The sequence below is a fragment of the Corallococcus sp. AB045 genome, from assembly GCF_003668895.1.
Classification (GTDB): domain Bacteria; phylum Myxococcota; class Myxococcia; order Myxococcales; family Myxococcaceae; genus Corallococcus; species Corallococcus coralloides.
Window position 1 is genome coordinate 23,170 of sequence record NZ_RAWN01000076.1, and the last position, 16,679, is coordinate 39,848.

General features: G+C 67.5%; 16 protein-coding genes. 6 read left to right on the top strand and 10 right to left on the bottom strand.

Annotation, left to right across the window (positions count from 1 at the left end; translation table 11 throughout):
- Positions 1 to 142: 142 nt before the first annotated feature.
- The 6 genes from D7Y21_RS19575 to ettA all read right to left on the bottom strand — a co-directional run bounded on the left by D7Y21_RS19575 (position 143) and on the right by ettA (position 5,648).
- The gene (locus D7Y21_RS19575; RefSeq protein WP_233612198.1) at positions 143 to 970 is read right to left on the bottom strand and encodes a zinc metalloprotease; all 828 of its coding nucleotides are present in this window, start codon (positions 968 to 970) and stop codon (positions 143 to 145) included.
- Between the two features lie 138 nt (positions 971 to 1,108).
- Positions 1,109 to 1,399: a hypothetical protein gene (locus D7Y21_RS41500; RefSeq protein WP_147469327.1), complete on the bottom strand. Its 291-nt coding sequence runs from the start codon at positions 1,397 to 1,399 to the stop codon at positions 1,109 to 1,111.
- Entirely contained in the window at positions 1,396 to 1,644 is a 249-nt protein-coding gene (locus tag D7Y21_RS19580) for a hypothetical protein (protein ID WP_147469328.1), read from the bottom strand. The genes D7Y21_RS41500 and D7Y21_RS19580 overlap by 4 nt, the downstream gene beginning before the upstream one ends.
- A 400-nt stretch (positions 1,645 to 2,044) precedes the next feature.
- Complete coding sequence (locus D7Y21_RS19585; protein WP_199735451.1) at positions 2,045 to 2,800, bottom strand: hypothetical protein; 756 nt, start codon at positions 2,798 to 2,800, stop codon at positions 2,045 to 2,047.
- On the bottom strand, positions 2,793 to 3,896 hold the full coding sequence (locus D7Y21_RS19590) for an AAA family ATPase (protein WP_158627318.1): 1,104 nt from the start codon (positions 3,894 to 3,896) through the stop codon (positions 2,793 to 2,795). Before D7Y21_RS19590 ends, D7Y21_RS19585 begins: the two co-directional genes overlap by 8 nt.
- A gap of 72 nt (positions 3,897 to 3,968) precedes the next feature.
- Entirely contained in the window at positions 3,969 to 5,648 is a 1,680-nt protein-coding gene (gene ettA, locus D7Y21_RS19595; protein ID WP_120562491.1) for an energy-dependent translational throttle protein EttA, read from the bottom strand.
- Positions 5,649 to 5,838: 190 nt separating this feature from the next.
- Here ettA and D7Y21_RS19600 point away from each other — a divergent pair, with 190 nt between their 5' ends.
- The 3 genes from D7Y21_RS19600 (at position 5,839) to D7Y21_RS19610 (ending at position 9,321) form a co-directional block, all read left to right on the top strand.
- Positions 5,839 to 6,780: an ABC transporter ATP-binding protein gene (locus tag D7Y21_RS19600; RefSeq protein ID WP_120562492.1), complete on the top strand. Its 942-nt coding sequence runs from the start codon at positions 5,839 to 5,841 to the stop codon at positions 6,778 to 6,780.
- A gap of 26 nt (positions 6,781 to 6,806) precedes the next feature.
- Positions 6,807 to 7,568, top strand: coding sequence for an ABC transporter permease (locus D7Y21_RS19605; RefSeq protein WP_120562493.1), 762 nt, complete (start codon positions 6,807 to 6,809; stop codon positions 7,566 to 7,568).
- 130 nt (positions 7,569 to 7,698) lie between these two features.
- The gene (locus tag D7Y21_RS19610; protein WP_121714981.1) at positions 7,699 to 9,321 is read left to right on the top strand and encodes a serine/threonine-protein kinase; all 1,623 of its coding nucleotides are present in this window, start codon (positions 7,699 to 7,701) and stop codon (positions 9,319 to 9,321) included.
- A 54-nt stretch (positions 9,322 to 9,375) separates the two neighbouring features.
- Here the strand turns inward: D7Y21_RS19610 and D7Y21_RS19615 are convergent, their stop codons facing one another.
- The 4 genes from D7Y21_RS19615 to treZ form a co-directional block, all read right to left on the bottom strand.
- Positions 9,376 to 9,795, bottom strand: a complete 420-nt coding sequence (locus D7Y21_RS19615) for a VOC family protein (RefSeq protein ID WP_121714982.1) — start codon at positions 9,793 to 9,795, stop codon at positions 9,376 to 9,378.
- A gap of 76 nt (positions 9,796 to 9,871) precedes the next feature.
- On the bottom strand, positions 9,872 to 11,302 hold the full coding sequence (locus tag D7Y21_RS19620; RefSeq protein ID WP_121714984.1) for a M20 family metallopeptidase: 1,431 nt from the start codon (positions 11,300 to 11,302) through the stop codon (positions 9,872 to 9,874).
- A gap of 153 nt (positions 11,303 to 11,455) precedes the next feature.
- Positions 11,456 to 12,718, bottom strand: coding sequence for a discoidin domain-containing protein (locus D7Y21_RS19625; protein WP_121714986.1), 1,263 nt, complete (start codon positions 12,716 to 12,718; stop codon positions 11,456 to 11,458).
- Between the two features lie 150 nt (positions 12,719 to 12,868).
- Positions 12,869 to 14,713 carry a malto-oligosyltrehalose trehalohydrolase gene (gene treZ, locus D7Y21_RS19630; protein WP_121714989.1) on the bottom strand — a complete coding sequence of 615 codons (1,845 nt, stop codon included), beginning with the start codon at positions 14,711 to 14,713 and terminating at the stop codon, positions 12,869 to 12,871.
- Between the two features lie 242 nt (positions 14,714 to 14,955).
- Between treZ and D7Y21_RS19635 the strand changes: the two genes are divergently transcribed.
- From D7Y21_RS19635 to D7Y21_RS19645, 3 genes are all read left to right on the top strand, one after another.
- A complete protein-coding gene (locus D7Y21_RS19635) occupies positions 14,956 to 15,390 on the top strand; it encodes a hypothetical protein (protein ID WP_233591477.1) in 435 nt (144 codons plus the stop codon).
- 174 nt (positions 15,391 to 15,564) lie between these two features.
- Positions 15,565 to 16,179: a hypothetical protein gene (locus D7Y21_RS19640; protein WP_233612202.1), complete on the top strand. Its 615-nt coding sequence runs from the start codon at positions 15,565 to 15,567 to the stop codon at positions 16,177 to 16,179.
- The gene (locus tag D7Y21_RS19645) at positions 16,176 to 16,598 is read left to right on the top strand and encodes a hypothetical protein (RefSeq protein WP_120562500.1); all 423 of its coding nucleotides are present in this window, start codon (positions 16,176 to 16,178) and stop codon (positions 16,596 to 16,598) included. Before D7Y21_RS19640 ends, D7Y21_RS19645 begins: the two co-directional genes overlap by 4 nt.
- Positions 16,599 to 16,679 lie beyond the last annotated feature (81 nt).

Below are 16,679 nucleotides of genomic sequence, written 5' to 3' on the forward strand. Positions count from 1 at the left end.
CTGGCGGGCGAGTCCTCCGCTGGGGTGGACCATAGCGGCCCCGCCCGCGCCCTAGAAGCCCGCTGGGGAACAGTGTCCACCAGCGGCACTCGCACGGAGGGCCGTGATGGAGGCGCGTCCAAGCACCTCCTTCGGCTCGGGGCTACTGCGCCAGGTCCGGGCGGTAGGTGGCCAGGGTGCAGCGCATGCGTTGCACCTGCTCCGCGCTGAAGCCCGTCATGCAGGCGTCGTCCGTCAGCTCCATGTAGTTCTGGATGGGGACCGGCACGCCGCCGCAGCTCGTGATTCCCGCGGTGCATCCCTTGTGGGAGGTGGCATTGGGCGGGGTGTCGCAGATGCGGTCGCCGGTGGTGTAGCAGTCCGGCGCGGTGGCCGTGCCGCACCCCGAGTAGTACGTGTGGAACAGGCCCAGGTAGTGGCCCACCTCGTGCGTGACGGTCCGGCCGTTGTGGTACGGCATGACGGGCCCCACCCGTCCGAATGCCAGCCAGTTGATGACCACCCGGTCCTGCGGCTGACCGACGGCGCCCGTGGGATCCGAGGGGAGAAAGGGCACGTACCCGCGCGAGCCGCCGGCGCTGTTGGTGTAGATGTTCACGTAGCGCGTCGGATCCCACGCGGTGCTGAGCCAGTAGCTGCCCGTGTCCTGGTACCACGTCGTGTTGCAATAGCGCTGGATGCCCGTGGTCGGGTTGCCCAAGGGGTCCACGGTGGCAAGGAAGAACTCAATCTTGCTATCCACCCCGCCGCCTCCTGGAGTGCCCGCCAGCGCGCGGAAGTCCTCATTGAGGACCGCGATCTGGCTATGGACCAGCGCGTCCGAGACATTGCCATTCGTGCACGCACTGTCCGCAACGACATGGACCACCACCGGAATGCGCCGCACCGTCACGGGCAGCCACTGAGGGCCGGGGACGGTCGAGTCCAGGGAGCAGTCGGAGGCGGAGGGGGAGGGGGAGAACTTCGCCATCCAGGAAGGCGCAGGCTCTGGGGCTGCACAGCTGTTGGGGGCGGCGCCGGACAGGAGCGCCAGGGCATGACCAACCATCAAGGAAATAATTGTCATTTGAACCCAGGATACCCTGGGCTCGCGCGCCAGGCAGCCACTTCAGACCAGATGTCCGCCATTGCCAGCGGCAACGCCCCGCCCTACCCAAGGACTCAAGTGTTCATTGAACCCATGGTCGCTCAGCTTGCCCTCGCCGACCTTCCACCACAGCCCAGACTCCAGCAAGACCCTCAGAGGAATGGATGGGAATGCCCGCTTGAAATAGAAAACAATCACAGAATGCGAAATCCCATTTTCAAGCATGCCTCCAAGCAACTCCGCGAGTTCCACTGGGGTCAGCAGCTTCTCTTTCGCACGAAGCACGTTCAAGACATCCTCATCGCGCATCAAGCCCATACAATTTCCAAGACGCGAGCAGAACCGATGACTCGAGCCCCGGCATGCATCGGAAGCTCCATCCCCTGAGCCACGTGCAGCCAAGGCTCGGACAGAAGCGGCTCGATGACGGCCTCCTTCTCCTGTCCCGGCACAAGCGGTCCGGCGTCATCCAATGTGACGAAGCCGCCGTCCAATGCCATCTGGCCATCGTCGGCGCGGCTTCCAATGTTCCAATTGGGCCTGAACTCTTTTCCCATGGGCCCCTGGGAGCCACCCTCTTCAGGCGTCAAGAGTCTGACCACGGCACGGATGAGTAAACGCTTCCGCATGGCTCTCTCCTGGACGCCACACTAGCGAACTTCGAAGACCGCTCCATCCACAGCCTCGGGCGGCTCTGCCCCCATCAACTCGATTTGGAGCGTGACCGTTCCGTCCACCCACGAGCGTCCACCTTCAAGCGCGACGGAGCGCACAAGTAACTCCACAGGCCTGACAGAGACCGCCCCATAGGCTCGCGCGCCAGGCGCCACCACTCCAGACAAGACGTCCACCGCTGCGATCGTCACCCCCAGGGTGGGCAGCCGATGGACATGGAGTACTCGGAACACGCTGGGCGTCATGGCTGCCCCAAAAGGCCACGGGAAGAGGCCTTGAAGTCTACTTCCCACCGTGCCGGGAGCCGGCCATCACGGGGACCAGCCGTTCGCTGATTTCGGCCAGGAACTGCTTCAGTCCGACGCGTTCGCCGCGCCCCCGTAGCGCCTCCAAGGGAGTGTCGCGCAGACATTCGTGCTCACGCACAGGATTCCCGGAGGTGAGTTCTTCCAGCGCCTTCTTGGCGTCGTTCTTCGCGCCGTGCTCACTCGCTGTCAGCCGGTGTGCCTCGCGAACAGGATGGAACGAGAGCCGCTGTTCCACCTTTCGCAGGGAGTCTTCTTCTTCTTTCTTGGCGTCGAAGCCGGCAAGAACCCAGCACTCCCGCTTGGGCTCTGCGACTCCAATGACGACTGCGAAGGGCCAGGGTTTGTCTCCGCGAGCCTGCTCCAGTCCAAGGCGTCGGCTTTCATCCGCGTCGCTGTCACGAATCAGCATGACCGCTTGCGGCTTCGTGTCCGAATCCACGAACAGCAAAAGAGCGCGCCGAGCCACCAGGGCATCCGGCTCAGCAGGCTTGTTGCCAAAGTGCCCAAAGAGGCCTTTGAGCCCGGCCTTCTTGGCTTCGTCTCGCACAGAGGCCCACCGGAGGAAGGACTCTGAAGGCGTCAGCCCTCGCCAACGGCGCTGGGTGTCCAGCAAGTCCGCGTCGAGCCAATCAATGTCATCCACCAGCACACGGTCGGCAAGCATGCAGGCCGTGTCCCGGTCCGCACGGGCCTCGCAGACCACCCCGAAGTCGTATGCGGGCTCACTCATGCGGCGCTGACGCGGGCACCTTGCCAATCCAGCTCTCGCCCACGGTGCTCCAGAACTCCCCAGGGCTCATCAAATCCTTCCACTTCTCGAACTCGGGATGCGCCGTGAGCTTCTCGCAGCGAGCGAACCCGTTCTCCGCCAGGAAGGTCATCCGGATCTCTTCCGGCTTCAGGTAGTTCAGGATGAAGGGCGAGTGGCTGGTCGCCACGATCTGCAACTCGGGATCGTTCTTCTGGATGGTACGCAGGACCCCGATGAGCTTTCCCTGTGCCACGGGATGAAGCGCCAGCTCAATGTCATCCAAGAGGAGAAGCTTGGGTCGCCGGGGTCCGAGCAGCACGGTCAACAATCCCAGTGCCATCAACGTGCCTTCGCCCACGGAGTCCGCTGGCACACCCTTGGCGCCCTGCATGTCCAGCACGATCCGATTTCCCCAGAGCGTCCGTTTCTCGGACACATGGGTCTTCTGATCATCAAGCGCAATCGTTCGCAAATTGCTCTGCTGGACGGCAGCACGCTCGACGCGAATCTTCCGCACGGACGGCACAACCTGCCTCAGCGCCGATTCAATCTCTCCGAACAGATCCTCATGGCTCAACTTGAGGAACGCAATCGTGGAAGCCAGTCCTGTGCCGTCCCTTGAAACCTTGGGCACCTGCTCCTCGCTATACGACGCGTCCGCGAGCTTCCGTGCTTCAAGTCGCAGGAGCGTTGCCGTATGCAAGAACTCGCGCAGCTCATGATTTGCGCGCCTTACCTCCTCCGGGGTCGCCATATCCTCCATCACTTGGTGACCTATGCTGGGGATAGGCGATCCGACTCCCTTGAGCACCACTTTGGCGGGTACTTGCTCCAAGTGAGACTGAAAGACCAACTCGGCTGGCTGGTTGATTCCAAACGAAATAAAGCTCGCCGGAATGAGTTCAGATGCACCTGCTGCCGTCTTGAAAGGGGCAAGCATGGTCGGCATCCGCAAGCCATCCAGCAGCGTCGTCTTGCCCGAAGCATTCGGCCCCACCAGCACGGTGAAGGGCTCCAGGTCCAGGTCGAGTGAGCGGTACGCCTTGAAGTTGCGGAACTGCACCTTCTCGATCACGCGTGCACCCTCCTCCCGACGACACCTCCGCCCCGGAATCACTCACAGGGCGGAGCACAACACACGGCAATCTCAGCTCTTCGTCAGCGGGCGGTAGCGGATCCGGTGCGGCTCCAGCGCGTCCGGGCCCAGGCGCTTCTTCTTGTCCGCTTCGTAGTCCTCGAAGTTGCCCTCGAAGAAGAAGGCCTTGCTGTCGCCTTCGAACGCCAGGATGTGCGTGACGATGCGGTCCAGGAACCAGCGGTCGTGGCTGATGACCACCGCGCAGCCCGCGAAGCTCAAGAGCGCGTCCTCCAGGCTGCGCAGCGTCTCCACGTCCAGGTCGTTCGTGGGCTCGTCCAACAGCAGCAGGTTGCCGCCGGCTTTGAGCATCTTCGCCAGGTGCAGCCGGTTGCGCTCGCCGCCGGACAGGTCCTTCACCCGCTTCTGCTGATCCGTGCCCTTGAACGCGAAGCCCGACAGGTACGCGCGGCTGGGCACCGTGCCCGCCTTGCCCAGGTCGATGAGGTCCAACCCCCCGCTCACCTCCTGGAACACCGTCTGCTCACCGTCCAGCGAGTCGCGGCTCTGGTCCACGTAGGCCATCACCACCGACTCGCCAATCCGCAGCTCGCCCGCGTCCGGCTTCTCCGTGCCCGTCATCATCCGGAACAGCGTCGTCTTGCCCGCGCCGTTCGGGCCAATCACGCCCACGATGCCGCCCGGCGGCAGCTTGAAGTTCAGCTCGTCGATGAGCAGCCGGTCCCCATACGCCTTGCGCAGCCCCTTCGCCTCCACCACCAACCCACCCAGCGGCGGACCCGGCGGAATCATCACCTCGCCCGTCACGTCCCGCTTCTGCTGCGACTGGTTGAACAGCTCCTCGTACGCGGCGATGCGCGCCTTGCTCTTCGCCTGACGCGCCTTCGGAGACGCCCGCACCCACTCCAGCTCGCGCTTGAGCGTCTTCTGACGGTGGCTCTCCGACTTCTCCTCCAGCTCCAGCCGCTTCTGCTTCTGGTCCAGCCAGCTGGAGTAGTTCCCCTTCCAGGGCACCCCCTCGCCGCGGTCCAGCTCAAGAATCCACTCCGCCACGTTGTCCAGGAAGTACCGGTCGTGCGTGATGCAGACGATGGTCCCCGTGTATGCCTTCAGCGCCTGCTCCAGCCACGCCACGCTCTCCGCGTCCAGGTGGTTGGTGGGCTCGTCCAGCAGCAGCAGGTCCGGCTTCTCCAGGAGGATGCGGCAGAGCGCCACGCGGCGCTTCTCACCGCCGGACAGCTTCGTCACGTCCGCGTCGCCCGGGGGCAGGCGCAGGGCGTCCATCGCCATCTCCAGCGTGCGGTCCAGCTCCCAGCCGTTCGTGGAGTCGATGAAGTCCTGCAGCTTGCCCTGCTCGGCGAGCAGCTTCTCCATGGCCGCGTCGTCCATGGGCTCCGCGAACTTCGCGCTCACCTCATTGAAGCGGTCCAGCGCCTGGCGGATCTCCTTCAGGCCCAGCTCCACGTTCCCCTTCACGTCCAGCTTCGTGTCGAGCTGCGGCTCCTGCGCCAGGTAGCCCACCTTCACCGTGGGGTCCGGCTTCGCGATGCCGAAGAACTCCGTGTCCACCCCCGCCATGATGCGCAGGAGCGTGGACTTGCCGGAGCCGTTGGGACCAATCACGCCAATCTTCGCGCCCGGGAAGAAGGACAGGTAGATGCCCTTGAGGATGTCCTTGCCGTTCTTGACCTTGCGCAGGTCCTGCATCGTGAAGATGAAATTCTGGGCCATGGCGGAAGGCCTCCTGGGATTCGCCGAAAAGACGTGAGCGGGGCCAGCGGATAGCAGGGAGCCCCATCCGGCTCAAGGCGCCTGCGTCAGCGCCGTGTCCGGTTGGACGGGGCGCGTCACGCGTCCAGGAGCGAAAACGCCTGCTCGCTGACCAGCGAACCCAATTCGAAGGTGTTAGAGGAAGCGCCCCATGTCCGAGCCCACGACCCCCGCCCTGGAGCTGAAGGGCCTCTCCAAGGCCTACGGAAAGTTCACTGCCCTCCACGCCGTGGACCTCACCATCCGCCCCGGTGAAATCTTCGCCCTCCTGGGCCCCAACGGTGCCGGCAAGACGACCCTCATCGGCAGTGTGTGCGGCCTGGTGAAGAAGTCCGCTGGCACCATGAAGGTCTTCGGCAAGGACCTGGACGTGGACCCCACCGGGCCCCGCTACCAGGTCGGCCTCGTGCCGCAGGAGATCAACTTCGACCCGTTCTTCTCCGTCGCCGAGTCCCTGCGCATCCAGCAGGGCTACTACGGCCAGCCCCGCGACGACGCGCGCATCGATGAAGTCCTCACCGCCTTGAACCTCCAGGCCAAGAAGGACTCGCTCACGCGCGCCCTGTCCGGCGGCATGAAGCGCCGGCTGCTCATCGCCAAGGCGCTCGTCCACAAGCCCAAGCTCGTGTTCCTGGACGAGCCCACCGCGGGCGTGGACGTGGAGCTGCGCCGAGACCTGTGGACGTACGTGAAGAAGATCGCCAGCGAGGGCACCACCATCGTCCTCACCACGCACTACCTGGAAGAGGCGGAGGAGCTGGCGGACCGCGTGGGCATCATCAATGAGGGCCGCCTCCTCATGACCGAGGACAAGGCCGCGCTCCTGCGCCGCTTCGGAGAGAAGCGCCTCGTCGTGACCTTCGCCGAACCGCAGGCCGCCATGCCCGCCGCGGGCACGCGCTTCGCCGCGAGCCTCTCCGCCGACGGCCGCACGCTCACCTACGTGGAGCGCGACAACTGCGCGCCCTCCGGTGAGCTGCTCCGCTCGCTCTACGCGGACGGGCTGCCCATCGCGGAGGTGGAGACGCGGCGCTCGCGCCTGGAAGACGTGCTCATCGAAATCCTCCGTGGCCGCCCCTCGCAGGCCGCCTGAAACCCCGCTCCTTCGAAAAACACCCCATGAACGTCCTCGGGATGCAGACGCTGTTCGCGAAGGAGGTCCGGCGCTTCATGCGCGTGCCGGGCCAGACCGTCCTCTCGCCTCTCATCAGCACCACGCTGTATTTCATCGTCTTCGGCTATTCGATTTCGGGCCGCATCCACGAGGTGGAAGGCCACCCGTACCTGCACTTCATCGTGCCGGGCCTCGTGTTCCTGGGCATCGCGAACAACGCGTTCCTCAACAGCTCCTCGTCGCTGTTCATCACCAAGATCCAGGGCACGGTGGTGGACCTGCTGGTGGCGCCGCTGGGGCCCGGCGAGCTGATGGTGGGCTTCATCGGCGGCGCCATGGTGCGCGGCCTGGTGGTGGGCCTGCTCACCTGGGTGGTGGCGGCGGTGTTCTCCGGCTTCAGCCTGGAGCACCCGCTGGCGACGCTCTACTTCCTCTTGCTGTCCAGCTACGTGTTCAGCGTGCTGGGCATGCTCGCCGCCGTGTGGGCGGAGAAGTTCGAGCAGATCAACTTCTTCCCCACCTTCGTGATGCTGCCGCTCACGTTCCTGGGCGGCGTCTTCTACTCGGTGCGCGAGCTGCCCTCGCCGTGGAACCACGTCAGCCTCTTCAACCCCATGGTCTACATGGTGGAGGGGCTGCGCTACGGCATGCTCGGCAGCGGCCTGTTCTCACCGCTCGTGGGCGGGGCCATCCTCGCCCTCACCGCGGCGGTCGCGACGGGCGTCACGTACGCGGTGCTGCGCTCCGGTTACAAGATGAAGGCCTAGGCGTCAGTAGCCCGCCTGCCTCCTCAACGGGTAGGGAGGCGGGCCCCTCCCTGCTGGACAGAACCCCGGTCTTTTTGGAGGTCGGCTGTTTCCCGCCCGGTGAGAAAGCGCGGTATCCTCCCGGACACCCATGGCGGTGGTCTTCGGGAAATACGAGCTGCTTCGAAAAATCGCTTCGGGCGGAATGGGACAGGTGTTCCTCGCCCGGGAGCACGGGACGGGCTTCGAGCGGCTGGTCGTCCTCAAGCTCATCTTGCCGCACCTCGCCGAGGACGAAGAGTTCCTGGAGATGTTCCTGGACGAGGCGCGGCTGGTGGCGCGGCTGTCCCACCCGAACCTCATCACCATCCTCGACCTCTCGGAGATTGAGGGCCGGCACTGCCTGGCCATGGAGTACGTGCAGGGTGAGGACGTGCGCCGGCTGGACCGCTTCGCGCGCAAGCAGGAGCGCCCGCTGCCGGTGGGCCTGGTCGTCCGAATCATCGCGGACGCTGCGGCGGGGCTGTCCTACGCGCACGGTGCGAGGGACGGGCACGGCCAGCCGCTGAAGCTGGTGCACCGCGACGTGTCGCCGCAGAACGTGCTCGTCGGGTTCGACGGGGGCGTGAAGGTCATCGACTTCGGCGTGGCGAAGGCGGCCACCAGCGGTCAGCAGACGGCGACGGGCGTGCTCAAGGGCAAGTACCCGTACATGTCGCCGGAGCAGGCCAACGGGATGGCGGTGGACGGCCGGAGCGACCAGTTCGCGCTCGGTGTCGTGATGTGGGAGCTGCTCACCGGCATGCGCCTCTTCAAGGGCGACACGGACCTGATGACGCTGCGGCTGGTGCGCGACTGCCAGGTGCCGCCGCCGTCGCAGCTCAACCCGAAGCTGCCGCCGGGCCTGGATGAGATTGTCCTCAAGGCCCTGGCGCCCACGCCGGAGGGCCGCTACGCGGACTGCGCCGCGTTCCGCCTGGCGCTGGAGGACTGGACGCTCAACCTGCGGCTGCCGTCCAGCAGCGCGCACCTGGCCGCGTACCTGCGGGAGCTGTACGCGGACCGCATCGCCACGGAAGCAGACCCGGCGAAGTTGGATCAGCTGGCCGAGGACGTGGACCTGGACTCGCAGTCCAACTCGTCGCGGGACGGGATGCCCACGTCGGGTGCGCGGGGGCAGGCCGGCTCGCGTGCGTCGAAGCTGGTGGGGCCGCCGTCCCGTCCGCCCACGCGCGTGGAGCCGGAGAAGACGCGGAACACCGCGGCCCTGATGCCGGAGCCGCCGAAGCGGCGCGCATGGCTGCCCTTCGTGGTGGGCGGCGTGGCGCTGGTGGTGGGCGGCGCGGCGGTGGTGCTGGTGCGCGGCGGCTCCGAGACGGTGACGCCGCCCCCGGTCGTGGCCACGCGGCCCCCCGATGAAGTGCAGGGCCGCACGCCGGAGACGCCCACGCATCCGACGCCACCGGAGACGCCCGAGCAGAACACGGCGCCCCAGCCGGTGCGCCTGATGGTGACGAGCGAGCCGCCCGGCGCCACGGTGCAGGTGGCGGGCGAGGAGCGCGGCATCACGCCGGTGGCGCTGCCGCTGGTGCCCGGGGAGCCGTCGGTGGCGGTGACGCTCGCGCTCAACGGCTACGAGCCGGTGACGCGGCAGATGTCCGCGGCGGACGCGCCCGCGGTGGCGGTGGCGCTCCAGAAGCGGGCGGCGCGGCCCTCGCCCCAGCCGAAGAAGCCGCCGTCCGGGTCTTCGCTGGGCATCAAGACGGGGCGCTGAGGCGCCGCTCCGTGCCGCCGGTCCGGCGGACAAGCACTGCCCGGGTGAAGCGCGTCAGGAGCGCTTCGCTCGCGACTCCGCTGCCACGACGACGACGTAGCCGTCCGGGTCCTTCGCCCAGAACTCCCAGCGGCGCGAGTTCGGGTTCACGTGCGGCGCCTCCACCCACTCCACCTTCAGCGCCTGCGCCGCCTCCACGCACGCGTCGAAGTCCGTGGTCTCGAACCAGAGCAGCACGCCGTGGCCCTTTGGCGCCGAGTCCGGCCCCATCAGGTTCGCGTGCTCATCCAGGTCCCACGCGTGGAGCTGGAGCACGAGCTCGCCGTTGTTCAGCAGCATCTCGTACTCGGGCCCGCCGTGCCCGCTCTCGCAGCCGAGCACCGCCTGGTACCACCGGCTGCTCGCCTCCACGTCGCGCACCGCGATGAGGGGCTGCGAACGGACGTGGCCGGTGCGGCGGGGCTTGCTCGACATGGAATGCTCCGGAAGGCCAGGCTCGCAGGCTCGGAAGGAGGACGGGGCGCGGACGGCCCCGTCCTCCGGTGAGGCACTACCGCTTGAAGTGGTCGGCGACGACGCTCGCCACCGCGGCGGTCAGCTTCTTGCCCGTGGGGATGTGCAGGAACTCATTGGGCCCGTGCGCGTTGCTGCCCGGCCCCAGCAGGCCCGTGATGAGGAACTGCGCCTCCGGGAAGCGCTCACCCAGCATGCCCATGAACGGGATGGTGCCACCCTCGCCCATCGCCATCGCGGGCTTGCCGAAGCACGCCTTGGACGCGGACTCCACCGCGCTCGACAGCCAGCCGGCCAGCGGCGGCGCGTCCCAGCCCACCGACGCCTTGTCGCCTTCGAACGACACCTTCGCGCCGTACGGCGGATCCTTCTCCAGCGTCTCCTTCAGCGCCTTCGCGGCCGCCTTGGGGTCCACGCGCGGCGGGATGCGCATGGACAGCTTCCACGTCGTGAAGGGGCGCAGCACGTTGCCCGCGCTCGCCAGGCCCGGCACGCCCTCCACGCCCGTCAGCGCCAGCGCCGGCCGCCAGGTGCGGTTGAGCACCAGCTCCTCGCCGTCCGTCGTCACCGGGTTCGCGCCCTCCACCCAGGGGAACTTCGAGAACAGCTCGTCGCCCATCGTCTGGGCGGCGGCCTTCGCCTGCTGGCGCCGGCCCTCCGGAATCTCCGTGTGCAGGGCCTGCACCTTGATGTGGCCCGTGGCCTCATCCTCCACGCGCGACAGCAGCATCCGCATGATGCGCATCGAAGACGCCACCACGCCCGTCGCGTCACCGGAGTGCACACCCTCCGTGAGGATGTCCACGCGCAGGTTGCCGGCCACCATGCCGCGCAGGCTGGTGGTCATCCAGAGCTGCTCGTAGTTCGCGCAGCCCGAGTCCAGGCACACCACCAGCGACGGCTTGCCGATGCGCGGCGCCAGCGCCTCGATGTACGCGGGCAGGTCGTAGCTGCCGCTCTCCTCGCACGCCTCGATGACGATGGCGCAGCGCGCGTGCGGCACGCCCTGTTCCTTGAGCAGGCGCAGCGCGGACAGCGACGCGAACGCGGAGTAGCCGTCATCCGCGCCGCCTCGTCCGTAGAGCTTGTCGCCCTCGCGCACGGGGGTCCACGGCGTCAGGCCTTCACGCCAGCCGGTCATCTCCGGCTGCTTGTCCAGGTGGCCGTACAGCAGCACGGTGTCGTCACCGCGCGTGCCCGGCACCTCCATGTAGATGACCGGCGTGCGGTCCTTGCCGTCCGCCGTCTTCAGCCGCACCACCTCCACCGTCAGCCCCGGCAGGTGCGTGGCCTGCGCGCGGCACCAGTCGGCGATGAGCTGGACGGCCTGCTCCATGTGGCCGGACTTCACCCAGTCCGGGTCGAAGGCGGGCGACTTGTTGGGGATGCGGATGTAGCGCTCCAGCGCCGGGACAATTTCCTGCTCCCAGATGCGCTCGGACGAGGCGAGGGCTTGGTCGACGTTCATGGCGGCGCCATGCTGCCCACCCTGGCGCCCCCTGTCGATGGAAAGCCCCGTCTCCCGAGGGCCGGGACACCTCCACCGGGGCCTCCCCGCCCGCCCGGCGCGCGGCCTGCCGTCCTGCGTCAGGCCGCGTGCGGGTCTGGTTTCACGCGGGGTTCAGGGCTGGATTTCGCGGACACTCAGCCACTTGAAGTCCACGTCCGTCGCGCTGTCCCAGCGGAACACCGCGATGGGGCCACCCCACGTAATCGGCGCGGCGGGCACGGCGCCGCCGCAGTGCTGGGCGTCGCCGCCCCACTTGCCGGCGTCCGTGTGGTCGTAGACCTTCTTCCACGTCACCTTGTCCGCGTTCTCGTTGACGTACAGCTCCAGCTTCACTGCCGTCTGGCTGCTGGCGGTGACGTTGCGCATGACGGCCTTGAAGCCCACCCAGCGGCCCTTCAGCGCGGAGGTGGCGGTGACGTAGGGCGTCTGGTCGTAGGAGACGTGCCACGTCTCCTTCTCCCAGCGGGCGCGGCCGTCATAGTGCAGGCCCGCCTTGTAGCTGCTGCCCTCGCAGCCGGAGTATTTGTCGTTGTGCTTCCCGCCGCGCGCGTACCACGCGAAGTTGTCCTTCACGTCGGCCACCGCGTTGACCTTCACGAAGCCGGTCATCTCGATGTTCTTCCAGTCGTTCGGCGCCTGCATGTAGCCGCGGCTCGCGAGCACGTCCCGGTCGTAGGTGGGAATCTTCCGGTCGTCGTAGCCCGTGGACGTGAAGACGCTCATCCGCACCTGCTTGTCCTTCATCTTCCAGGAGCCGTCGCTGTTGCGGGTGATGGTGTCCTGCGGGTCGAAGCGCGTGTCCGCCAGCGCGTTGTCCGCCAGCGTCCACGCCTCGCCCCCGGACTTCGAGGGGTAGAGCATGGTGACGCCGAAGCGGTCCTTGCCGGACGTGGGCGTGTCGGTGCCGGTGATGGCGGCCCACTCCGCGATGCTGGCCCAGGTGTTGACGGAGTTGCCGTTGACGGTGACGCGCACGTAGCGGGCGTTGCGCGCGGTGAAGCTGTAGCGCTCGAAGTTCGCGGTGGTGCCGGACGACGTCGTGGACACGGCCGTGGACCAGGTGGTGCCGTCCGTGGACGTGGCGAGGACGAACGTGTTGGTCCGCTCGTTGCCCCGGTGCCAGGCGATGTCCACCGCGGACAGCGACTTCACGCTGCCCAGGTCGCCCCGGAGCCACTGCCCCACGCCGTCGCTGGACCAGCGCGTAGTGAGGTTGGCGTCGATGGTGGCGGACGGCAGGTTGCCGTCATTCCCGCTGGCGGTGACGGCGGTGAAACCCGACGCGGCGAGCGCCGGTGCGGCGGCCCCGAGCAGCAGGAGCGCGCTCGCGGTGGTGACGTGCCGCTTCCACGGCGATGGATGAGATTGAGACAAGGTGCTTCCTCCTGGCGGCCGAGTACCGGCCTGGCCCCGAGGGCATTCCTTGTCTGGGTTTGTTTCACGGACCGGAAACACGGCGGCCCGCCTCACCTGCTTCCGGGGTGACGGGCCATGCGTGAAACAGTGTCTGCCTTTGCGTGCGGGCTACTCGCGCAGCTTCACCACCGCTGCGGAGGGGCCTTCCAGGCGCACGACGTTGCCGGTGAGCGGAGACGCCTCCACGGTGCCGCCGTAGCGCGGGGTCTCACTCCACATGACGATGCCCGCGCTCGCGTGCGTGGGCAGCGTGTGCACCAGCGAGCCCCTCAGGTTCACGAAGATGAGGAACGTGTCCCCTTCCGCGCGGCGCTCCAGCACGAACGCGTCCGGCCCCAGCGCTCGGGCGTCGTGCGTGCCCTGACGGCTGGTGAGCACGGGCTCCGTGGCGCGCAGGCGCAGGAGTTCCTTGTAGAGCGTGTGCACGCCCGCGGCCTCCGCGTTGTCCAGCTCGCCCCAGTCCAGCGTGGAGCGGGTGAAGGTGTCGCGGGCCTGCGGGTCCGGCACCTCTTCACCCTTGAAGCGCGAGAAGCCGGCGAACTCCTTGCGGCGCCCTTCCGTGACGAGCTTGCCCAGCTCCGCGTTGTGGTCCGTGAAGTAGAGGAACGGCGTGCGCGCGTTCCACTCCTGCCCCATGAAGAGCAGCGGCGTGAAGGGCGACATCAACAGCAGCGTGCTCATGGCGCGGTAGGCGGCCGGCGACACGTCCTCCGACAGGCGGTTGCCGAAGGGCCGGTTGCCCACCTGATCATGGTTCTGGATGCAGTGGACGAAGTGCCACGGTCCCAGCCCCTTCGGGTCCGTGCCGCGCGCGTGGCCCAGGTTCTTCGACTTCTGGCCCGTGTAGAACCACCCCTGCCGCAGCGTCGCGGCCAGGTCCTCCGCGCTGCCCGTGTAGTCCTGGTAGTAGCCCTCGTGGTCGCCCGCGAAGGCGCGCCGCAGCTGGTGGTGCAGGTCATCCGCCCAGACGCCATCCAGGCCGTAGCCGCCCTCGGACGCGGGCGTGACGAGCTTGCGCTCGTTGCGCTCGTCCTCGGCGATGACGACCACGCGGCGGCCGGAGCCAGCGGCGTGGGCGCGCTCCACGAGTTCGGCGAGCAGGTGCGGCTGGCCGTCATCCACCAGCGCGTGCGCCGCGTCCAGGCGCAGGCCGTCCGCGTGGTAGTCGCGGATCCACATCTCCACGTTGGAGAGCACCAGCGAGCGCACGAAGCGGCTGCCCTCGCTGTCGTAGTTCACCGCGTCGCCCCAGGGCGTGTGGTGCTTGCCGGTGAAGTAGTGCGGCGAGTACGCGCGCAGGTAGTTCCCGTCCGGTCCGAAGTGGTTGTAGACGGCGTCGATGAGCACCGCGAGCCCGTGCGCGTGCGCCGCGTCGATGAGCTTGCGCAGCCCCTTCGGCCCGCCGTACGTGGCCTGCGGCGCGAAGAGGTCCACGCCGTCGTAGCCCCAGTTGCGCGTCCCCGGAAAGCTGGCCACCGGCAACAGCTCCAGCGTGTTCACACCCAATTCGCGCAGGTGGGCGAGCTTCGGGATGAAGGCCTCGAAGGTGCCCTCCGGCGTGGCGGTGCCCACGTGCACCTCGTAGATGACCAGCGCCCGCGGATCCGGCCCCTTCCAGTGCGAGTCCGACCAGCCGTGGTCGGAGCCCACCACCTCCGACGGGCCGTGCACGCCCTTCGGCTGCGAGCGCGACCACGGGTCGGGGAACGGGTCTCCGCCATCCACGCTGAGCTTGTAGCGCGAGCCTTCTGCCAGGTCCGGCAGCGCGCCGCCGAAGCAGCCGTCCGCTTCCGGGGTGAGCGGCACCTTGCGCAGGACGCGGTCCTCCGCGTCGTAGAGGACGACGTCCACGCCCTGGTGGCCGGGCGCCCAGACGCGCCAGCGCACCGAGGAACCCTCCACCCACGCACCCAGCCGGGGCGCTTGGGACCGTGCTTCAATCGATTGAGCCATGTGCGCCCGTGTTAATGCGCACGCGCGGCTCCGGGGAGCATCCCGCGCACGTGGGGAACAGCGCTGTTCACGGGCCGACCTCTGGGAGCCCACGAGTGCGGACCGGCGGACGGAGGAGCGCACGCCGGAGGAAAGGGGAAGGTGCGCTCCTGGACCGTCTACGTCCTGTTGTCACCTTGCAATCCCACAGGTAGTGTTCGGCCTTTTACCGGAGACGCCCGACCATGAATGTGCCCACGCGAATGCGGCGCCTGGTCCCGCTCCTCCTGGGAGTCGCGGCCTGTGCCCTGCTCCCGGGCTGCGGTTCCTTCGGCTACTACAAGTACGAGCGCCCCGAGCGCATTCCTCGCGAAGAGGGAGAGCGCATCCGGGACCCGCTGACCTTCGAGACGACGAACGAGTTGGAAGGGCCAACCCTGGCCGCGCTCCAGGTCGCGCTGGCGGACTTCCTCCCCCCAGGAGCGAAGGCCAGCGGCAATCACGAACGGCTGGTCCGTTGTCTCAGTCGTCGGGACGTCTACGACGTCAGGCTCCAGAAGGTGAACGACGACCTGTACGTCATCGCCTTCTCCGCCAACCTCGACCGCTGCGACGAGATGCCACCCGACGCCGTGATTCTGGACGCGGGCGCCACCTATCTCATCGACGGGCAGGGCCGCATCGTCGACATACGGTGACGGCCGGAGCTGCCTTCCTCTTGCGTCCAGCTTGTCCGGTTCAACCAACTAGTCTTTATTTACACGAATTAACCTGATAATGAACGAGCCGCAGGAGAGCCTCTTCCCACCAGGACACCGCACATGGGGATACAGCGAAGCCGTCGGGCTGCCCCATGGGTATGGGTCGCGGTGATGATGGGCTGTTCCACGCCGAACCCGGCGGTGCGCTTCCGCGAGCTCCCCGGTGGAGGGCTTGAGGTGGACGGCCCCCTCGCGGGACCCTTCGAGTCGCTGGAGGCGCTCGCGGAACACACGTGTGAGCTGATGACCGGGCAGCCCGGTGCGTCCTCCGGCCCCTACGGAATGGAGTACTGCGCGCTGCACTACTTCTCCCAGAAGGAGCAGGCGTACTACCTGAGCTACCTCTCAGACCTCGGTGGGACCCGCCCCAATGGGGACAAGTACTGCTTCATCCCCTCATCACTGAACGACCCCTCCCATCCGGACGCGCTCATCCTGGGGGGCGACCACTCACATCCCCACAACCGGCGCTTCTCCCCTCGCGACCTCAGCGCCGCGACCATCCGGTACCCCACGCGCATCGTGGATCAGGGCACCGGGAAGGTCCTCCACCGCCAACTGCTGATGCTCTATCGGGAGAAGAACGGGGAGTGCCGGGCCTATGCCTTCGACCACGTGAACCGCGTCGTCTCCGCGCTGCGCTCGGGAGCGTGGGTTCCCATTGGCGATGTGCCCAATGACCAGGGACACATTGAGCTGCGTCCCGGACAGGACTGGGTGCCATGACACGCTCCCCTCTCTTCATCGTCGCGCTGTGCGGCGTGTTGTCCGGCTGCTCGCTGTTCGGCTACCACCGGTACACCCGGCCGCCCCGCGCCCCCGCTGAGGAAGCGGCCCGCGTGCGGTTCCCCGCGCCAGGCGAGGGGGCCATGAAGTTGGATGGGCCGGCGCTGGCGGCGCTCCAGGTCGCGCTGAGTGACTTCCTGCCCCCCGGTGCCAAGGCCTCCGGCCCCAATGAAGCCCTGGCGCGCTGCCTGTCCCGCCAGGACACCTATGACGTCACCGTGGTGAAGCAGGACGACCTCCACTTCGTCTTCTTCACCGCCAGGCTCGACCGCTGCGGCATTCCTCCGGAGCCCGTCGTGCTCGACATCGACGCGGCCTATGCCGTCGACGCCCAGGGCCGCATCGTCGACGTGAACTGAAACCTCGGGCCTGGGTGGCTTGTCGCGCCCCGGTGCCTCCCGGATGATGGGACGTCCCCACCCTCCTGGAGCCCCCCGCGA

What these genes read in the sequence shown, in the direction of transcription:
- D7Y21_RS19635 (WP_233591477.1), top strand. Translation starts at nt 14,956, where the DNA reads ATGCGGCGCCTGGTCCCGCTCCTCCTGGGAGTCGCGGCCTGTGCCCTG.
- ettA (WP_120562491.1), bottom strand. Translation starts at nt 5,648, where the DNA reads ATGGCCCAGAATTTCATCTTCACGATGCAGGACCTGCGCAAGGTCAAG.
- D7Y21_RS19610 (WP_121714981.1), top strand. Translation starts at nt 7,699, where the DNA reads ATGGCGGTGGTCTTCGGGAAATACGAGCTGCTTCGAAAAATCGCTTCG.
- D7Y21_RS19620 (WP_121714984.1), bottom strand. Translation starts at nt 11,302, where the DNA reads ATGAACGTCGACCAAGCCCTCGCCTCGTCCGAGCGCATCTGGGAGCAG.
- D7Y21_RS19585 (WP_199735451.1), bottom strand. Translation starts at nt 2,800, where the DNA reads ATGAGTGAGCCCGCATACGACTTCGGGGTGGTCTGCGAGGCCCGTGCG.
- D7Y21_RS19600 (WP_120562492.1), top strand. Translation starts at nt 5,839, where the DNA reads ATGTCCGAGCCCACGACCCCCGCCCTGGAGCTGAAGGGCCTCTCCAAG.
- D7Y21_RS19575 (WP_233612198.1), bottom strand. Translation starts at nt 970, where the DNA reads ATGGCGAAGTTCTCCCCCTCCCCCTCCGCCTCCGACTGCTCCCTGGAC.
- D7Y21_RS19580 (WP_147469328.1), bottom strand. Translation starts at nt 1,644, where the DNA reads ATGGGAAAAGAGTTCAGGCCCAATTGGAACATTGGAAGCCGCGCCGAC.
- treZ (WP_121714989.1), bottom strand. Translation starts at nt 14,713, where the DNA reads ATGGCTCAATCGATTGAAGCACGGTCCCAAGCGCCCCGGCTGGGTGCG.
- D7Y21_RS19640 (WP_233612202.1), top strand. Translation starts at nt 15,565, where the DNA reads ATGATGGGCTGTTCCACGCCGAACCCGGCGGTGCGCTTCCGCGAGCTC.
- D7Y21_RS19645 (WP_120562500.1), top strand. Translation starts at nt 16,176, where the DNA reads ATGACACGCTCCCCTCTCTTCATCGTCGCGCTGTGCGGCGTGTTGTCC.
- D7Y21_RS19605 (WP_120562493.1), top strand. Translation starts at nt 6,807, where the DNA reads ATGAACGTCCTCGGGATGCAGACGCTGTTCGCGAAGGAGGTCCGGCGC.
- D7Y21_RS19615 (WP_121714982.1), bottom strand. Translation starts at nt 9,795, where the DNA reads ATGTCGAGCAAGCCCCGCCGCACCGGCCACGTCCGTTCGCAGCCCCTC.